The sequence below is a fragment of the Pseudomonas lijiangensis genome (assembly GCF_018968705.1).
Lineage (GTDB): Bacteria > Pseudomonadota > Gammaproteobacteria > Pseudomonadales > Pseudomonadaceae > Aquipseudomonas > Aquipseudomonas lijiangensis.
The window spans coordinates 1,618,864-1,634,036 of the sequence record NZ_CP076668.1 but is presented as its reverse complement, the minus strand read 5'-3'; the positions used below and the strand labels follow the sequence as shown (position 1 = coordinate 1,634,036).

The following is a 15,173-nucleotide window of genomic DNA, read 5'->3' as shown; positions in this document are numbered from 1 at the left end:
CCCTGTAGCGGTTAGTCGATCCCTATCGGGATGGATTAAAGTATCGCCCCCAGCTTCGGTGTCATGTGACACCGCAGATTACCTTGCCAGGAACACTCATCGATGGAACATCGTGAAGCGCTGATTGCGCTGCGAACATTTCTTTCAACGCAGATCCTCGGCCAGGAAAAGCTGATCGAACGCTTGCTGATTGCCTTGCTTGCCGACGGCCACATGCTGGTCGAAGGCGCTCCGGGTCTGGCCAAGACCAAGGCCATCAAGGAACTGGCCGAAGGCGTCGAAGCGCAGTTCCATCGTATTCAGTTCACCCCCGACCTGCTGCCGGCGGATATCACCGGCACCGAGATCTACCGCCCGGAAACCGGCAGCTTTGTCTTCCAGCAAGGGCCGATCTTTCACAATCTGGTGCTGGCCGACGAAATCAACCGTGCGCCGGCCAAGGTGCAATCGGCCCTGCTCGAAGCCATGGCCGAACGTCAGGTCAGCGTCGGACGCAGCACCTATGACCTGTCGCCACTGTTTCTGGTCATGGCCACGCAGAACCCCATCGAACAGGAAGGCACCTATCCGCTGCCCGAAGCGCAGCTGGATCGATTCCTGATGCACGTCAAGATCGGTTTCCCCGATGCAGCCGTAGAGCGCAAGATCCTGCAACAGGCCCGTGGCGAAGCCCTCAACGGCGAAACCAAGCCCGAACGCCGGATCAGCCAGCAGGCTATCTTTGCCGCCCGCAAGGAAATCCTCGGCCTGTACATGGCCGATGCGGTGGAGGAATACCTGGTGCAACTGGTCATGGCCACCCGCACTCCGGCCAAGTTCGATCAGGAACTGGCCGAATGGATCGGCTATGGCGCCAGCCCTCGTGGCTCCATTTCCCTGGATCGCTGTGCACGGGCTCACGCCTGGCTGGCCGGACGCGACTTCGTCAGCCCTGAAGACATTCAGGCGGTGCTGTTCGACGTGCTGCGCCATCGCATCATCCTGTCGTTTGAAGCCGAGGCTGCCGGTATCGATCAGGACCGTGTCATCCAGCGGATCCTCGACGTCGTCGCCGTTGCCTGAAGCCATGCAACCCTACCTGATTTCACAACCGGGCATTCGTGTCAGCCTCAGCGAGCTGATCGAGATGCGTCATCGCGTGCGGGAAGTGCAGTTGTTCTCCACGCCGAGCAGACGCAGCCCCCTGATCGGTCTGCACCACTCCAGATTGCGCGGACGTGGCGTGGACTTCGATCAGGTGCGGGTCTATCAGGCAGGCGACGATGTGCGCAGCATCGACTGGCGCGTCACGGCCCGGACCCAGGAGCCACATACCAAGCTGTTCCATGAAGAGCGCGAACGCCCGATCTTCATCATGGTGGAGCAAAGCCGTCGCCTGTTCTTCGGTTCAGGGCTGATGTTCAAGTCGGTGCTGGCGGCTCAGGCTGCGGCCCTGATCGGCTGGGCTGCACTGGAGCACAACGACCGGATCGGCGGACTCGTGTTCGGCGACAACGAGCATTACGAAATAAAGCCCCGACGCAGCAAGCAATGTCTGCTGCAACTGCTGAACCGGCTGGTGCGGGTCAATCAGTCGCTGCATACCGAAATCGCCGCAGACCGCGATGCATTCGGTATCGCCTTGCGTCGCGCCCGGGAAGTCTTGCGTCCCGGCAGTCTGGTCATCGTGCTCTGTGACGAACGTGCACTGTCCGATGCTGCCGAACAACAATTGAGCCTGCTGTCACGGCATTGCGACCTGCTGTTGCTGCCTGTCTCCGATCCTCTGGACCGCGCCCTCCCCGCCGCCGGTCTGTTGCGCTTTGCCGAGCGCGGTGCCCAGCTGGAGCTCGACACTCTGGACCCCGAACTGCGCAAGGCCTATCGCGCACAAGGCGAGGCCCGCTCTGATCGCTGGGAACTGCTGGCGAAGAAACTTCGGGTCCTGCTCATGCCCCTGAGCACTCAAACCGCCATGGTCGAGCAGTTGCGTGACTATCTGGATGCCCGACGTCCGGTAAAGAACAAATGAACCCTCTGGATCAGTTGCAACCCTTGATCACACCCGCGCCCATCGGCTTCTGGCCGCCGGCACCGGGCTGGTGGTTTCTGATGGCGCTCATACCGGCCGTGGCCTGGGGCTTCTGGCGACTGCGTGTGCTGCTGCCGGTCAAGGCCAGCCAGCGTCGCGGCGAACAACCTCTGGACCCGGTGCGGCTTGCAGCACTGGCCGAACTGGCCAGCCTGCCCAAACCCTATGACGGCGCACCGGCCGGAGCGTGGCTGCAACAGATCAACGGTCTGCTCAAGCGTGTGTGCCGCAACCACTACCCTCACAGCCAGAGCCACACCCTCAACGGTCGCAAATGGCTGGCCTTTCTCGACAACCGCTGCCCCGCTGCCGGCCTGACCCGCTGGATGGTTCTGGTCGAAGGTGGCTATAAACCCGAATGCAAGCTCGACGACAAGGCCATCCTCGGCCTGACCCAGTCGGTCGAAACCTGGATTCGCAAACATGTTTGAGTTCGCCTGGCCATGGGTCTTCGCCCTGCTGCCATTGCCCTGGCTGATGCGTTTTGTGCTGCCCATTGCAGACAGCGGCGAAGCGGCGCTCAAGGTCAGCTTTCTCAACGAACTCGAAGAACTCAGCGGACGACGTGCCAAGGCCAACCTGCCCGCCTGGCGGCAACGCTTGCCACTGCTGCTGATCTGGCTGTTACTGCTGATCGCAGCAGCACGCCCACAATGGCTGGGCGAACCACTGCCCATCGCCGCCAGCGGCCGGGATCTGCTGGTGGCCGTGGATGTGTCCGGCTCAATGGACTATCCCGACATGCAGTGGAAAGGCGAAGACGTCAGCCGTCTGGTACTGGTCCAGAATCTGCTGGGCGACTTTCTCGAAAACCGCCAGGGTGATCGCGTCGGTCTGATCCTGTTTGGCAGCCAGGCATTTCTGCAAGCGCCCCTGACCTTCGACCGCCGTACCGTCCGCGTCTGGCTGGATGAAGCCAGGATCGGCATCGCCGGCAAAAACACTGCGATTGGCGATGCCATCGGCCTTGCTCTCAAGCGCTTGCGCCTGCGCCCGGCCAACAGCCGTGTGCTGGTACTGGTGACTGACGGTGCCAATAACGGCGGGCAGATCGATCCGATAACCGCCGCACGGCTGGCAGCCGAGGAAGGTGTGAAAATCTACCCCATCGGCATCGGCTCCGATCCCGACAGCAGCGGTGTGCAGAGCATGCTCGGCCTGAACCCGAGCCTGGATCTGGATGAGCCCACACTCAAGGAAATAGCCGCCATCAGCGGTGGTCAGTATTTCCGCGCCCGTGACGGCGAAGAACTGCGAAAGATCCGCCTGACCCTGGACTCACTGGAGCCTGTTGCCCAGCAACCCACCCAGGCACGCCCGGCCATGGCGCTTTATCAGTGGCCGCTGGCGGCCGCGCTGCTGGGTAGCGTGTTGCTGGTCTTCGTCGATCTGTGGGCCAACAACGCCCTGCAACGTCTGCTCAACCAGCAACGGCTGGTGCGTCTTCGCAAACGTCTGGAACGTATCCGGAGGCCACGATGATCGCGCTCTGGCCTCACTGGCTAAGGCCCTGGTGGCTGCTGATCCTGCCATTGCTGGGCCTGTTGATCTGGCACCTCTGGCACCGGCAGAAACGCGCCGGGCGCTGGCAGATGATCATGCCCGCAGCCTTCCACTCCGTGCTGCTCAACGGCGGACGCGGGCGCAACAATAAATTGCCCTGGGCCATTCTGGGCCTCTGCTGGGCGCTCGCCGTACTGGCCTTGCTCGGTCCCGGCTGGCAGCGTGTCGAGCAGATCAGCCAGAAACCGGTCGACCCACTGGTGGTGGTACTGGAACTGACCCCACAAATGCTTGCCACCGACAGTGCACCCAGCCGCCTGGAACAGGCCAAACGCAAGCTGCTGGATCTGTTGCAGGCACGCCGCGACTCGCAGACCGCCATCATCGTTTACGCGGGCAGCGCCCACACGCTGGTGCCGCTCTCAGACGATCAGGTCACCAGCCATAACCTGCTGGATGCCATCAAACCCTCGATCATGCCCCAGGCCGGTCAACGTGCTGATCTGGCCGTCAGGAAAGCCCTCGACCTGCTCAAGCAAGGTGCATTGGGTCAGGGGCGGATTCTGTTGATCGGCTCATCCTTGAGCGAACAGGAACGCAACGGGATCGAGCAACTACTCAGAGGCCAATCGCCACCGCTGCTGATTCTGGGCATCGGTACCGCCGAAGGGGCTCCGGTAACGCTGGAAAACGGCAGCCTGCTCAAGGACGCTCAGGGCGCGATCATGGTGCCGCGTCTGGATAGCACCAGCCTCAATGATTTCGCCAACAGCCTGGGCGGCAGCTATCGTCAAGCCAGAATGGATGATGAAGACCTGCGCAGCCTGGGCCTGTTTGCCGGTCCACAGAATCTGCGCAGCGATGGGCAGGTCCTGCAACTGGATACCTGGGCCGATCAGGGCTACTGGTTCCTGTTGCCGCTCTTGCTGCTGGCAGCCTGCGCCGGACGACGGGGCTGGCTGTTCTGTCTGCCGCTGCTGTTCATGATGCCGCAGAACAGTCAGGCGTTCGAGTTCCAGGACCTGTGGCTGCGCCCGGATCAACAAGGCCAGCGCCTGCTGGAACAACGCCGCCCGGCCGAAGCCGCACAGCACTTTGAAAACCCGCAATGGAAAGGCATGGCCTTTTATGAGGCGGGAGACTATGCCACCGCAGCCCAGCGCTTCGCCGAGGGCAACACGGCTGCCGACCATTACAATCGCGGCAATGCCCTGGCCCATAGCGGCGAGCTGGAAGCCGCACTGGACGCTTACGAACAGGCTCTGGAGCGCCAGCCGGACTTCCCGGCGGCACAATTCAACAAGGCATTGATCCAGCGTCTGCTGGATCAGGCCAACAATCCAGGCGCTTCAGAAACGGAGCAGGACAAGAGCGAGCAAAGCGAAGAAGGCCACGAAACGCCGCACCAGCAGGCCAGCAGCACGCCCGAAACGGAACAGAATCAGCCTCAATCCGAGGAAGACAGCAGCACCGACAGCCAGCCCCCCGAAGCGGCAGGCAATGACAATACAGGCTCGACGCAAGACGATGAACAAACCACTCGCCCACCGATCCAGCCGGCCGAGAGCCAGATCACGGCCGAACGACGTCAAGCGCTGGATCAATGGCTGAGGCAGATCCCGGACGATCCCGGCGAGCTGCTGCGGCGCAAGTTTCGCTACGAACAGCAACATCAGGAAAAGACCCGATGAGTCGTGTGTACCCCCTTTTGACCGGCCTGTTCCTTGGGCTGGTCGTCTTGTCGTCACAGGCAGCGGAGCTGATCGCCAAGGTCGATCGCACGCGCCTCAATTCCGGCGAGACCGTGGAACTGACTCTGGAAACCTCCGATGTCACGCTGTTCGGCAAACCTGACCTGAGCGCTCTGGACGCCAATTTCGATGTGCGCGGCACCCGCCAGATCAACCGGCTGACCACGCTGGATGGCGGCAATCAGGCCACCACCCGCTGGATCATCACCCTGCTGCCCCGCCAGTCGGGCATTGTCGTGATTCCTTCGTTGCAACTGGGCGAGCTGAAAAGCCAGCCCGTGAGCCTGCAGGTCATGCAGAGCGACACCCAGGATAAAGGCAGCCAGTTGGCGCCGGTCTTCATCGAGACGAGCCTGGATCAGGAAAGCGTCTATGTGCAGGCCCAGGCGGTGCTGACCCTGCGCATCTATCACTCGGTATCGCTGTTCGACGATAGCAGCCTGAGCCCCTTGCAGATTGCCGAGGCGCGGGTCGACAAGCTTGGTGACTCACGCACCTACGAAAAACTGATCAATGGCGTACGTCATGGCGTGATCGAAACGCGCTATGCGATCTATCCCCAACAGAGCGGTACTCTGGAAGTTCCGGCATTGGTCTTCAGTGCAACGCTGGTGCAGACCGGCTCACAGAATCAGGAAGCCAGTCCGTTCGGGCCGCAACCGGGCCGGCTTATGCGGGTCAGCTCCGCCAAGGTTCCCCTGAACGTCAAACCCAAGCCTGCGGACTACCCGGCCGATGTGCCCTGGTTGCCAGCCCGCAGCGTGACACTGGAAGAAAGCTGGAACCCCGAACCGGGCAACAGCCAGGTGGGCGATTCCCTGACCCGCACCATCATTCTCAAGGCCGAAGGCCTGTCCGGCTCGCAATTGCCGCCCTTGCCTGCCACGCAGGTAGCGGGCCTGAGGCATTACCCGGATCAACCGCAACTGGGCAATCTGGTCAGCGAGCGCGGCCTGATCGGCACCCGGGAAGAACGTGAAGCGCTGGTCCCCAATCGTCCGGGCGCCATCGACCTGCCCACCGTGGACGTGACCTGGTGGAACACCCGCGAAGATCATCTGGAACACAGCAGCCTCCCTGCACGCACCCTGCAGATCAACAACAATCCGGGGCTGGCGGTGGACACTCCGGTCAACAACGAACAAGGTGGCCTGACAGTCCTGGGTCCGCCGGTCTGGCCGTGGCAACTGAGCACCTTGCTGCTCGCCCTGACCACCCTGCTGAGCCTGATCCTCTGGTGGCGGGCACGTGGCCAGCCAGCGGTGACCCGTGCGGTGCAGACCGGCCCAAGCCCGCGCACCGTCCTGGACGACCTCAAGCGTGCGTGTACCGCCAACGATCCCCATGCAACCCGTCAGGCACTGGATGCCTGGGCACGTCAGCAGCCTGAAACCCTGGCCGACATGGCCGCCCGTTTCGTACCGTTGTCCGATGCGCTGGATGGCTTGAACGGCGCGCTGTACAGCGAAACCGGCAAGTTCTGGATGGGCGAAGACCTGTGGCGCGCCATCCGCACCCTGCCTGCAGCCGAGCGGATACAGGACCCGACGGGCGATGCAGGGTTGCCGCCGCTCTATCCGAAGTGAGATTGTCGTTCCCACGTTGGAGCGAATTCATTCGCGAACCTAACAGGCCATGAAAACCAACACATCCGCCCCAAATACACCGCTTACAGGTCAATCAATGCGTTTGTTTCACACCTCCGACTGGCATCTGGGTCAGAACCTCCACGGTCAGGAGCGGGACTTCGAACACGCCAGCTTTCTGAGCTGGCTGCTGGCCCGTCTGGCCGAGCGCCAACCTGATGTGCTGCTGATCGCAGGCGATATCTTCGATACGGTCAACCCGCCGGTCAAAGCCCAGGAGCGCCTGTACGACTTCATCGTCAACGCCCATGAGCAACAACCGTTGCTGACCATCGTCATGATTGCCGGTAACCACGACTCAGGCTCACGCATCGAATTGCCTGCTCCGCTGATGCGCCGCTTGCGCACTCACGCACTGGGGCGGGTGTTGTGGCTGGATGACGGCTCGCTGGATGCAGAGCGCCTGCTGCTGCCGTTGCCGGATGCAAAAGGTGACATCAAGGCATGGTGCCTGGCCTTGCCGTTTCTGCGCCCGGCCGAAGTCACGGGTGCGATCCTGGGTGACGACTACCTGCGCGGCATTGCCCAGGTTCATGAACTGCTGATCGAGGCTGCCAACGCAAAACGTCAGCCGGGCCAGGCCCTGATCGCTATCAGCCATGCACACATGGCCGGTGGCTCGGTGTCCGAAGACTCCGAGCGCAGCCTGATCATCGGCAATGCCGAAGCCCTGCCCGCCAGCCTGTTCGGGCCGAGTATCACCTACGTCGCCCTTGGCCATTTGCACAAGCCCCAGCGGGTCAACGGTGAAGATCGCATTCGCTACAGCGGTTCGCCCATTCCGTTGTCATTCTCGGAAATCGACTACAAACACCAGATTCTGGAAATCAACTGCGACGGCGAGCAACTGGTCAGTGTCGAGCCGCGCCTGATCCCCCGTGCCGTCAACCTGCAACGCCTCGGCCCTGCCCCGCTGGCCGAACTGCTGCTGAAACTCAAGGAACTGCCGGACATCGACCTGCTGGCCGACATCGACCGCCAGCCCTGGCTGGAAGTGCGCGTGCGTCTGGACGAGCCGCAACCGGACCTGCGCAACCAGATAGAAACCGCCCTGCAAGGCAAGGCCGTGCGTCTGGTGCGTATCGGTGCCGAATATGCCGGTCATGGCAGCCGCAACGGCGGCGATGAAGAATCAACCCTGATCGAACTGGGGCAACTCACGCCTCAGGAGCTGTTCAGCCGTGTCTGGGAGGAAAACTTCGGCAACGCGGTGGACGAACAGACCCTCACCGATTTCGCCACGCTGCTGCGTGAAGTTCAGCAGGAGAGCGAACAGCCATGAAAATCCTCGCCATTCGCCTGAAAAACCTCGCCTCTCTGGCCGGGCCGTTCGAACTGGATTTCACCGCAGAGCCCCTGGCCAGTGCCGGCCTGTTCGCTATCACCGGCCCCACCGGCGCAGGCAAGAGCACCTTGCTCGATGCCCTGTGCCTGGCGCTGTTCGGGGCGATTCCGCGACTGAGCAATATCGGCCAGTCCAAGGTCCCGGACGTGGAAGGTGAAATCACCACCAGCGATCCGCGCACCCTGCTGCGCCGTGGCACCGGCAGCGGCTACGCCGAAGTGGATTTTGTCGGCATCGACCAGCGTCGTTACCGCGCCCGCTGGGAAACCAACCGCGCCCGTGACAACGCGGCTAAAAAGCTGCAGGCCAGCCGTCAGACCCTAACCGATCTGGACAGCGAGCAAATCCTCAGCAACCAGAGCAAGCGCGAATTCGAGCAACTGATCGAACAGCGCCTGGGCCTCAACTTCGAGCAGTTCACCCGCGCCGTGATGCTGGCTCAGAGCGAGTTCAGCGCCTTCCTCAAGGCCGATGACAAGGAACGCAGCGAACTGCTGGAAAAGCTGACCAACACCGCCATCTACAGCCAGCTCGGACGCCGCGCCTACAGCAAGAGCAAGGAAGCCGAAGAAGCGCTCAAGGCCCTCAACGCCCAGGCGGGCAACATCACCCCGCTTGAGCCTGAGCAGCGCGCCGAACTGGAACAGAACCTCAGCGAAGCCCAGCAACAGCACAAGGCCCATCAGGCGCAACTGCGACAACTGGAACTCAAGCAACAATGGCTGACCGAACTGCATCGCCTGCGCGATGAACAGCTCAGCGCCAGCGAAAGCCTGAGCAGCGCGCAACAGGACTGGGACAACCAGCAAGGCCAGCGCCAGACCCTCGGCCAACTGGAGCGTCTGGGCCCGCAACGTCATCGCTTCGCCCGCCGCATCGTCCTCAATGCCCAGCTCACGCCGCTGGCCGAGCGCATTAGCCAGCATCAAGCCCGGGAAATCACGCTACAGGCTCAACAGCAGCAACTGGAAAGTGCCCGCAGCAGCGCGCACGCCAGACTGCTCGAAGCCCAGCAGCAACAGAACACTGCCAAACCATTGCTGCAACAGGCCTTTGAAAGCCAGAACACCCTGAACCATCTGACTCAGGAACTGGCCAGGATCGTCGCGCTCCAGCAACAGGCTGACCAGAGTTGCGCAGAGGGCCAGAGCCAACTGGACGGTTTGCGCAATCAGCAGCAACAGGTCGCTGAGCGGCTGGAACGTATCGCCCGGCAACTGGAACACAGCACCGAACTCGCCCCGCTGGCACAAGCCTGGAGCGCCTGGCGCGACCGGCTCAAATCCCTGACGCTGACCGCCAATCGCCTGAAACACGGGCAGGACGAACTACCCGCTCTGCAACAACGTGCCGCCGATGCTGATGAGCAGTTGCTCCAGCAGCGCAGCGAGCTTGAAGTACTGTACCGAGAGGCCGATTGCGAAGCAGACGCTGTCACCGAGCAGACCCAGATTCTGGGCAGCCTGTTGCAGGACAACCGCAAGCAGCAACGCGCCTTTGAGGAACTGGCCCGCCTGTGGGCCAGCCAGCAAGAGATCGATAAACAACTGCAGGCTCTCGCACAGCAGCAACAAGACGCCCAGCAGGAACGCGACCAGCTCAATGCCGAAGGCATCCAGACCCGGGATGATCTGAAAGTTGCCGAGCAGACCCTGAGCGTCACTCAGCAATTACTGGAACGTCAGCGTCTGGCCCGCAGCGCCAGTGTCGAAGAACTGCGCGAACAGTTGCAGGACGACCAGCCGTGCCCGGTGTGCGGCAGCGTCGAACATCCCTGGCATCAGCCCGAAGCATTGCTGCAAAGCCTGACCCGCCACGACGAAACCGAACAGGCCGGCGCCCAGAAAGCGGTGGATGAGTTAAAGGAAAAGTACAACCAGTTGCGCGAGCAGGTGGGCGGCGTCATTGCCCGGCAAAAAGAACTCATTCGCCAGCAGGAAAGACTCGCCCTCCAGCAGCAGGAACTCGCCCCGGACCTGCAAGCCCATCCACTCGGCGCACAACTGCTGGACCGTGATGCCGCACAGCGCGACAGCTGGCTGAAGCAGCAGCTCAGCCAGTTGAACGAAGTCATCAGCCGTGACGAACAGCGTCAGGCTGCATTGCTCACGCTGCAAAAAGACGCTGCGCGCCTGCAACAGCAAGTCCAGGCTGCCCATGAAGCCAGCCAGACCGCCGCACGGCATGTCACTGACCAGATCAAGCAACTGGAAGCAGATCGCGAGCGCCTGGAAGAAGAACTGACAGCACTTGCCACACTGGTATCACCCGAGCTGCTGGACAACCTGCGCAACGACGCTTCGGCCACCGTCATGCAGCTTGAACAACGCGTGACCCAGCGTCTGGACCAGCTCGAACAGCAAGGCGAAGAGCAAGAGGAACAGCGCGAACGCCAGCAGCGCATCGAAAAGGAACAGGATGCGCAACAGAACCGGGTCCAGCGCCAGGCTGAACTGGCTGAACAGGTTCAGACCCTGAGTCAGCAGCAACAGGCCAGCCAGCAGGTGCTCACTGAGTTGCTCGGCTCCCATGCCGATGCCCAGCAGTGGCAACAAGCGCTGGAGCAGGCCGTCGAACAGGCCCGACACGCCGAAACATCGGCAAGCCAGACGTTGCAGGATGTCCACAATCAACTGATTCAGCTCGGCGCCGAACTCAAGGCCGATCAACAGCAGTTGCTGGCTCTGGAGCAGGAGTCCCGCGAACTCGACGGCCGGATCAACGAGTGGCGCAGCACCCATCAGGAACTGGATGACGCTTCGCTTGAAAGCCTGCTGACTTACGACGATGCCCGCATCGATCAGTTGCGCCAGCAATTGAATCTCAGCGAAAAGGCCCTGGAGCAAGCCAAGGTGCGACTGCATGAGCGCGAACAGCGCCTGCAACAGCATCAGGCGCAACACAGCGACATCACCGATAACGAACAATTGGCCGCTGCCCTGCTCCAGATTCAGATTGAATGTGACGTCAGCGAACAACACTGCGCCGACCTGCGCGCCCGGCTGAGCGAAGACGAACAGCGACGCAATGCCAATAGCGAATTGCAGGAACGCATCGCGCTGGCCACAGGCGAGTACCAACGCTGGGCGCGTCTGGCGGCACTGATCGGTTCGGCGGAAGGCGACAAATTCCGCAAGATCGCCCAGGCCTACAACCTCGACCTGCTGGTCCATCACGCCAACGCCCAGCTCAGGCAACTGGTACGCCGCTATCGCCTCAAGCGTGGCGGAAGCATGCTGGGCCTGCTGGTGCTGGATACGGAAATGGGCGACGAACTGCGCTCGGTGCATTCGTTATCGGGCGGCGAAACCTTCCTCGTCTCCCTGGCCCTGGCACTGGGACTGGCGTCGATGGCATCGAGCACCTTGCGTATCGAATCGCTGTTCATCGACGAAGGCTTCGGCAGCCTGGACCCCGAATCCCTGCAACTGGCCATGGACGCCCTGGACGGCCTGCAAGCCCAGGGGCGCAAGGTCGGCGTGATCTCTCACGTACAGGAAATGCATGAGCGGATTCCGGTGCAGATCAAGGTACGTCGACAGGGGAATGGGTTGAGTACGATAGAGGTTGGGGATTGAGCATTCGCGAATGAGCGGAGCGCCGCCCGATTCGCTCCCAGCCCGTGGGAGCGAATTCATTCGCGAACAACCACAATCACGAAGCACGTTCCTGTGGGGCCGCAGCCACGACGACCGAAGGTGCTGCCGACTCATAAGCGCGGGTTTTAAGTTGTGGATGCAGGCTGGTGATGGTCACCACGGCAATGAAAACCACATACAGAGAAATCGCGATATAGGCGCCTTGTTTGATTGAACCCAGGATGGCAGTGGCCATGTTTAGAACTCCATAGTGTTTTGCATGGCCAACAGGATCGTCGATATCCGTTGTATTGAAAAACCATGGTTATGCATAGCTACTATGCGTTTTTTTGATATACGAAATATCACGTATCAACGCCTGACAACTAACCAGGCATAAAAAATCCCCCGTCACTCATTAAGTAACGGGGGATTCGGGGTCAGCCCAGTCCACAGTAGATGCATGGTCTGCCACGCAATGGGCAGTGGTCGCAAAAACCTGTGTGAGCCAGTAAAACCGTGGGATCAGTGCTTACTGCGCGGTCTTGTGGTCCAGCGCAGCATAGAAGTTGGCACTCTGTTGCAGGTACTTGGGTGTGTACGTCTGGGTCGCGTGGGCTTTTTTGTCGGTCACTTCAACAGTGGCACTGGCAGGAAGAACAACAGATGCGGAAATAGCCGATGCTGCAATGATGGAAAAGATATTGAAGTTCATGTCGTCAACCCTCGGTGGTCTTTTATATATGCACGCTTGGATTCAAGTGGTGGCCGTTCTGGCTTGAACTCAAAGTTACGCCCGAGGCTGCTCATTCAAAAATCTTTTATGCCACTAACGCATATCATCTGGATTGATAGTTGCTCAAACCCGCGCAAACCGCGGGCTTGAGCCTTTTCAACGATCAATCGGCGGTCAGGAAATGCAGATCCGAAGGTGAATCGAAATCGATTTTCTGCACCGTCTCACCCAGCATTCCGGTTTGAGGGTCGCGGCGAACCGTGACGATCTGGTTGCTCTTCTGGTTGGCGATCAGCATGAATTGACCGCTGGGATCGAAGCTGAATTCCCGTGGCTCAGTACCTTCCACCGAACGACGTTGTAGCTCTTCAAGCTGGCCCGTGGTCGGATCGATCCGGAAAACCAGCAGTTGATTGGCCTCGCCACGGTTGGCGACATACAGGAAACGGCCATCAGGCGACGCATGCAGACCACCAGCCCCATTGCGTTGCTGCACGCCCTGGTTTTTCAGGTCGACCAGTTGGGTCTGCTTGAACTCGCCATCCAAGTAATCGAACACCGCGACCTGAGCCGACATTTCCAGAACCAGCCAGGCATGCTTGCCATCGCTGCTGAACAGGATATGCCGAGGCCCGCTACCGCCCGGCAACTGCACCGAAGGCGTACTGGCTGGTTGCAGAGGTCTGGCCTGGCTGGCGTCGTAGCTGTACACGAACAGCTTGTCGGCTCCCAGGTCGGCAGCAACCACGTACTTGCCATCCGGCGTCGGCACTGCGGCATGCACATGGGAAGACATCTGCCGCTCAGGATTCACCTGGCTGGCAACATTAGGCCCGGCCGTTTGCACGACGTCATGAAGCTTGCCGTCCTTGCCCACCGGCAATACCGCCAGAGACCCGCCAGGATCAGGCTGTACGGCATAGTTGGAAACGAACAGATAACGCCCATCAGGGCTCAGGCTCGAATGAGTCGGCTCCTCGCCTTTGCTCACGACCTGATTTAGAGCCGTCACCTGATGAGTCTTGGGCGCGATGGCAAAACTGCTGACCTTGCCCACAACATCGCTCTGCCCCGGACCGTTCTCGTTGACCGCGTACAAGTAACGCCCGTCCTTCGACAGGGTCAACCAGGAAGGGTTTTCAGCACGGATCACCTGGCGCGGGGCCGGATCGATCTTGCCAGTCTGGCTGTTGAAAGCAAAACGGTAGATCCCTTCACTCTTGCCCTGGGTGTAGGAACCCACCAGCAAATCGGTATCGGACATGGTTTGAGCCTGTACGGGGAAAATGCTGATTGCACTGGCAAGCGCCAGCCACGGCAAGAACGCAGGAGTCATGGGGGCATTCCTTTTCTTGTTGAAATTATGGGTGCCGGCTTCGCGACAGTCAGGGGTATGACAGGCTATCGCTCATGTAGTTTTGCGCGAGGCTTAATCCAGATCGCTTTCATCTTCATCGTTGGGAGTGAACGCATCGAGGCAGATGATGCGGTGATCGGCATTGCCATCGTTGACGACCCAGCTTTGCAGGCCTTCATCGAAAGTCGCCGCCTGAATCTGCGCCAGGCTGAAACGCCATACCTTGCGCTCACGACCATCCATGCACTCGATATTCAGATCATCGGCCAGGGAAAACTCCCAGGCGTGAAGCCCGTCGATTTCCAGCATTGTGGAGGTTTGCAGAGCGGCGAGCAGGGTGGTGGGTGCGGTTGTCATGAGGGTTCATCGGCCTTTGTGAAAAGGCGAATGATAGGGCAAAAGGGGGCAAAGGCCGAAATTAAAGTGCCAACTTATCGGATGAATCAAGCCCCCTGATCTTGCCGTGTAGAAGCGTATGAGGTGCGCTGTCAGCATGGTCCTTTTCGATCTTTCTACCACCTACTTGACGGGCTTGATCACTCCGTTTTCAATCGCAGCCACTTTGTCCATGGGCACCTTGATTTTCTGTCCGGGCGAAGTGATGCTCTCCAGAATTGCCAGCCCGGTCTGATAGTCGACCAGTGCAAGCAAACCATGCTGAGGCACCTGGGTTCCGCAGAAGTCAGCCGGCATTACAAGTTCAGTGCCTTCCGGGATTTGAGAGAATACAGTCTCCATATCAAATCCCAGGTCATACGAGTAACTGTTGAGCCATTTACCCCCATCCCACTCAATAATATTTTGACCGTCTGGCGGTGCCGTTTTCACGGAATAGGCATCCCAGGGCTCATGCCCGTTGACGGATATAATATTATCAACAGAAACCGTATAAACCTTTCCTTTATAAAACTTATGCAATATACCGATAGTTCTTTTCGACACATCGACGGACTTAAGTTCTCCTTCGTATAAAAAACTCACAAGCCCCGACTTTTCCTCAACCCTGAATGTCGAACCCGGTGCAGCTTTTGCAAAACTGTCCATTAGATTCCCCATTGTGCCATCTCCTATAGCACCTGCATTCACTTTTACATTAGCAGCACTTCCTCTGGATACGAACAACATCGAGCGGCATGACCAGAACATTTTAATTTAAAAAATTTTATTTAAATTCACAGAATGAAAT

At 59.9% G+C, this 15,173-nt stretch carries 12 protein-coding genes and 2 pseudogenes; 9 read left to right on the top strand and 5 right to left on the bottom strand.

Annotated elements, in window-relative coordinates; genetic code table 11:
* Positions 1-102: 102 nt before the first annotated feature.
* The 9 genes and pseudogenes from KQP88_RS07235 to KQP88_RS07200 all read left to right on the top strand — a co-directional run bounded on the left by KQP88_RS07235 (position 103) and on the right by KQP88_RS07200 (position 11,894).
* Entirely contained in the window at positions 103-1,062 is a 960-nt protein-coding gene (locus tag KQP88_RS07235) for an AAA family ATPase (RefSeq protein ID WP_025259182.1), read from the top strand.
* A gap of 4 nt (positions 1,063-1,066) precedes the next feature.
* Positions 1,067-2,011 carry a DUF58 domain-containing protein gene (locus tag KQP88_RS07230; RefSeq protein WP_216705910.1) on the top strand — a complete coding sequence of 315 codons (945 nt, stop codon included), beginning with the start codon at positions 1,067-1,069 and terminating at the stop codon, positions 2,009-2,011.
* Positions 2,008-2,502: a DUF4381 domain-containing protein gene (locus KQP88_RS07225; protein ID WP_216705228.1), complete on the top strand. Its 495-nt coding sequence runs from the start codon at positions 2,008-2,010 to the stop codon at positions 2,500-2,502. Before KQP88_RS07230 ends, KQP88_RS07225 begins: the two co-directional genes overlap by 4 nt.
* Positions 2,495-3,553: a vWA domain-containing protein gene (locus tag KQP88_RS07220; RefSeq protein WP_216705227.1), complete on the top strand. Its 1,059-nt coding sequence runs from the start codon at positions 2,495-2,497 to the stop codon at positions 3,551-3,553. The genes KQP88_RS07225 and KQP88_RS07220 overlap by 8 nt, the downstream gene beginning before the upstream one ends.
* Positions 3,550-4,969 (top strand): annotated as a pseudogene (locus KQP88_RS07215) (VWA domain-containing protein); the annotation flags it as partial. The gene KQP88_RS07220 and the pseudogene KQP88_RS07215, both read left to right, overlap by 4 nt.
* A gap of 116 nt (positions 4,970-5,085) precedes the next feature.
* Positions 5,086-5,265: pseudogene (locus KQP88_RS25540) on the top strand (hypothetical protein); the annotation flags it as partial.
* Entirely contained in the window at positions 5,262-6,911 is a 1,650-nt protein-coding gene (locus tag KQP88_RS07210; protein ID WP_216705225.1) for a BatD family protein, read from the top strand. The pseudogene KQP88_RS25540 and the gene KQP88_RS07210, both read left to right, overlap by 4 nt.
* Positions 6,912-7,008: 97 nt before the next feature.
* Entirely contained in the window at positions 7,009-8,253 is a 1,245-nt protein-coding gene (locus KQP88_RS07205; protein ID WP_216705224.1) for an exonuclease SbcCD subunit D, read from the top strand.
* On the top strand, positions 8,250-11,894 hold the full coding sequence (locus tag KQP88_RS07200; protein WP_216705223.1) for an AAA family ATPase: 3,645 nt from the start codon (positions 8,250-8,252) through the stop codon (positions 11,892-11,894). Before KQP88_RS07205 ends, KQP88_RS07200 begins: the two co-directional genes overlap by 4 nt.
* A gap of 76 nt (positions 11,895-11,970) precedes the next feature.
* Here the strand turns inward: KQP88_RS07200 and KQP88_RS07195 are convergent, their stop codons facing one another.
* The 5 genes from KQP88_RS07195 to KQP88_RS07175 form a co-directional block, all read right to left on the bottom strand.
* On the bottom strand, positions 11,971-12,150 hold the full coding sequence (locus tag KQP88_RS07195; RefSeq protein WP_198728358.1) for a hypothetical protein: 180 nt from the start codon (positions 12,148-12,150) through the stop codon (positions 11,971-11,973).
* 276 nt (positions 12,151-12,426) lie between these two features.
* Positions 12,427-12,609 carry a hypothetical protein gene (locus tag KQP88_RS07190; RefSeq protein WP_198728357.1) on the bottom strand — a complete coding sequence of 61 codons (183 nt, stop codon included), beginning with the start codon at positions 12,607-12,609 and terminating at the stop codon, positions 12,427-12,429.
* A 184-nt stretch (positions 12,610-12,793) separates the two neighbouring features.
* The gene (locus tag KQP88_RS07185) at positions 12,794-13,966 is read right to left on the bottom strand and encodes a lactonase family protein (protein WP_216705222.1); all 1,173 of its coding nucleotides are present in this window, start codon (positions 13,964-13,966) and stop codon (positions 12,794-12,796) included.
* A 93-nt stretch (positions 13,967-14,059) separates the two neighbouring features.
* Positions 14,060-14,344: a DUF5629 family protein gene (locus tag KQP88_RS07180; RefSeq protein WP_200994242.1), complete on the bottom strand. Its 285-nt coding sequence runs from the start codon at positions 14,342-14,344 to the stop codon at positions 14,060-14,062.
* Between the two features lie 162 nt (positions 14,345-14,506).
* Entirely contained in the window at positions 14,507-15,112 is a 606-nt protein-coding gene (locus KQP88_RS07175) for a hypothetical protein (protein WP_216705221.1), read from the bottom strand.
* Between the last annotated feature and the right edge of the window lie 61 nt (positions 15,113-15,173).

What these genes read in the sequence shown, in the direction of transcription:
- KQP88_RS07235 (WP_025259182.1), top strand. Translation starts at nt 103, where the DNA reads ATGGAACATCGTGAAGCGCTGATTGCGCTGCGAACATTTCTTTCAACG.
- KQP88_RS07230 (WP_216705910.1), top strand. Translation starts at nt 1,067, where the DNA reads ATGCAACCCTACCTGATTTCACAACCGGGCATTCGTGTCAGCCTCAGC.
- KQP88_RS07225 (WP_216705228.1), top strand. Translation starts at nt 2,008, where the DNA reads ATGAACCCTCTGGATCAGTTGCAACCCTTGATCACACCCGCGCCCATC.
- KQP88_RS07220 (WP_216705227.1), top strand. Translation starts at nt 2,495, where the DNA reads ATGTTTGAGTTCGCCTGGCCATGGGTCTTCGCCCTGCTGCCATTGCCC.
- KQP88_RS07210 (WP_216705225.1), top strand. Translation starts at nt 5,262, where the DNA reads ATGAGTCGTGTGTACCCCCTTTTGACCGGCCTGTTCCTTGGGCTGGTC.
- KQP88_RS07205 (WP_216705224.1), top strand. Translation starts at nt 7,009, where the DNA reads ATGCGTTTGTTTCACACCTCCGACTGGCATCTGGGTCAGAACCTCCAC.
- KQP88_RS07200 (WP_216705223.1), top strand. Translation starts at nt 8,250, where the DNA reads ATGAAAATCCTCGCCATTCGCCTGAAAAACCTCGCCTCTCTGGCCGGG.
- KQP88_RS07195 (WP_198728358.1), bottom strand. Translation starts at nt 12,150, where the DNA reads ATGGCCACTGCCATCCTGGGTTCAATCAAACAAGGCGCCTATATCGCG.
- KQP88_RS07190 (WP_198728357.1), bottom strand. Translation starts at nt 12,609, where the DNA reads ATGAACTTCAATATCTTTTCCATCATTGCAGCATCGGCTATTTCCGCA.
- KQP88_RS07185 (WP_216705222.1), bottom strand. Translation starts at nt 13,966, where the DNA reads ATGACTCCTGCGTTCTTGCCGTGGCTGGCGCTTGCCAGTGCAATCAGC.
- KQP88_RS07180 (WP_200994242.1), bottom strand. Translation starts at nt 14,344, where the DNA reads ATGACAACCGCACCCACCACCCTGCTCGCCGCTCTGCAAACCTCCACA.
- KQP88_RS07175 (WP_216705221.1), bottom strand. Translation starts at nt 15,112, where the DNA reads ATGTTGTTCGTATCCAGAGGAAGTGCTGCTAATGTAAAAGTGAATGCA.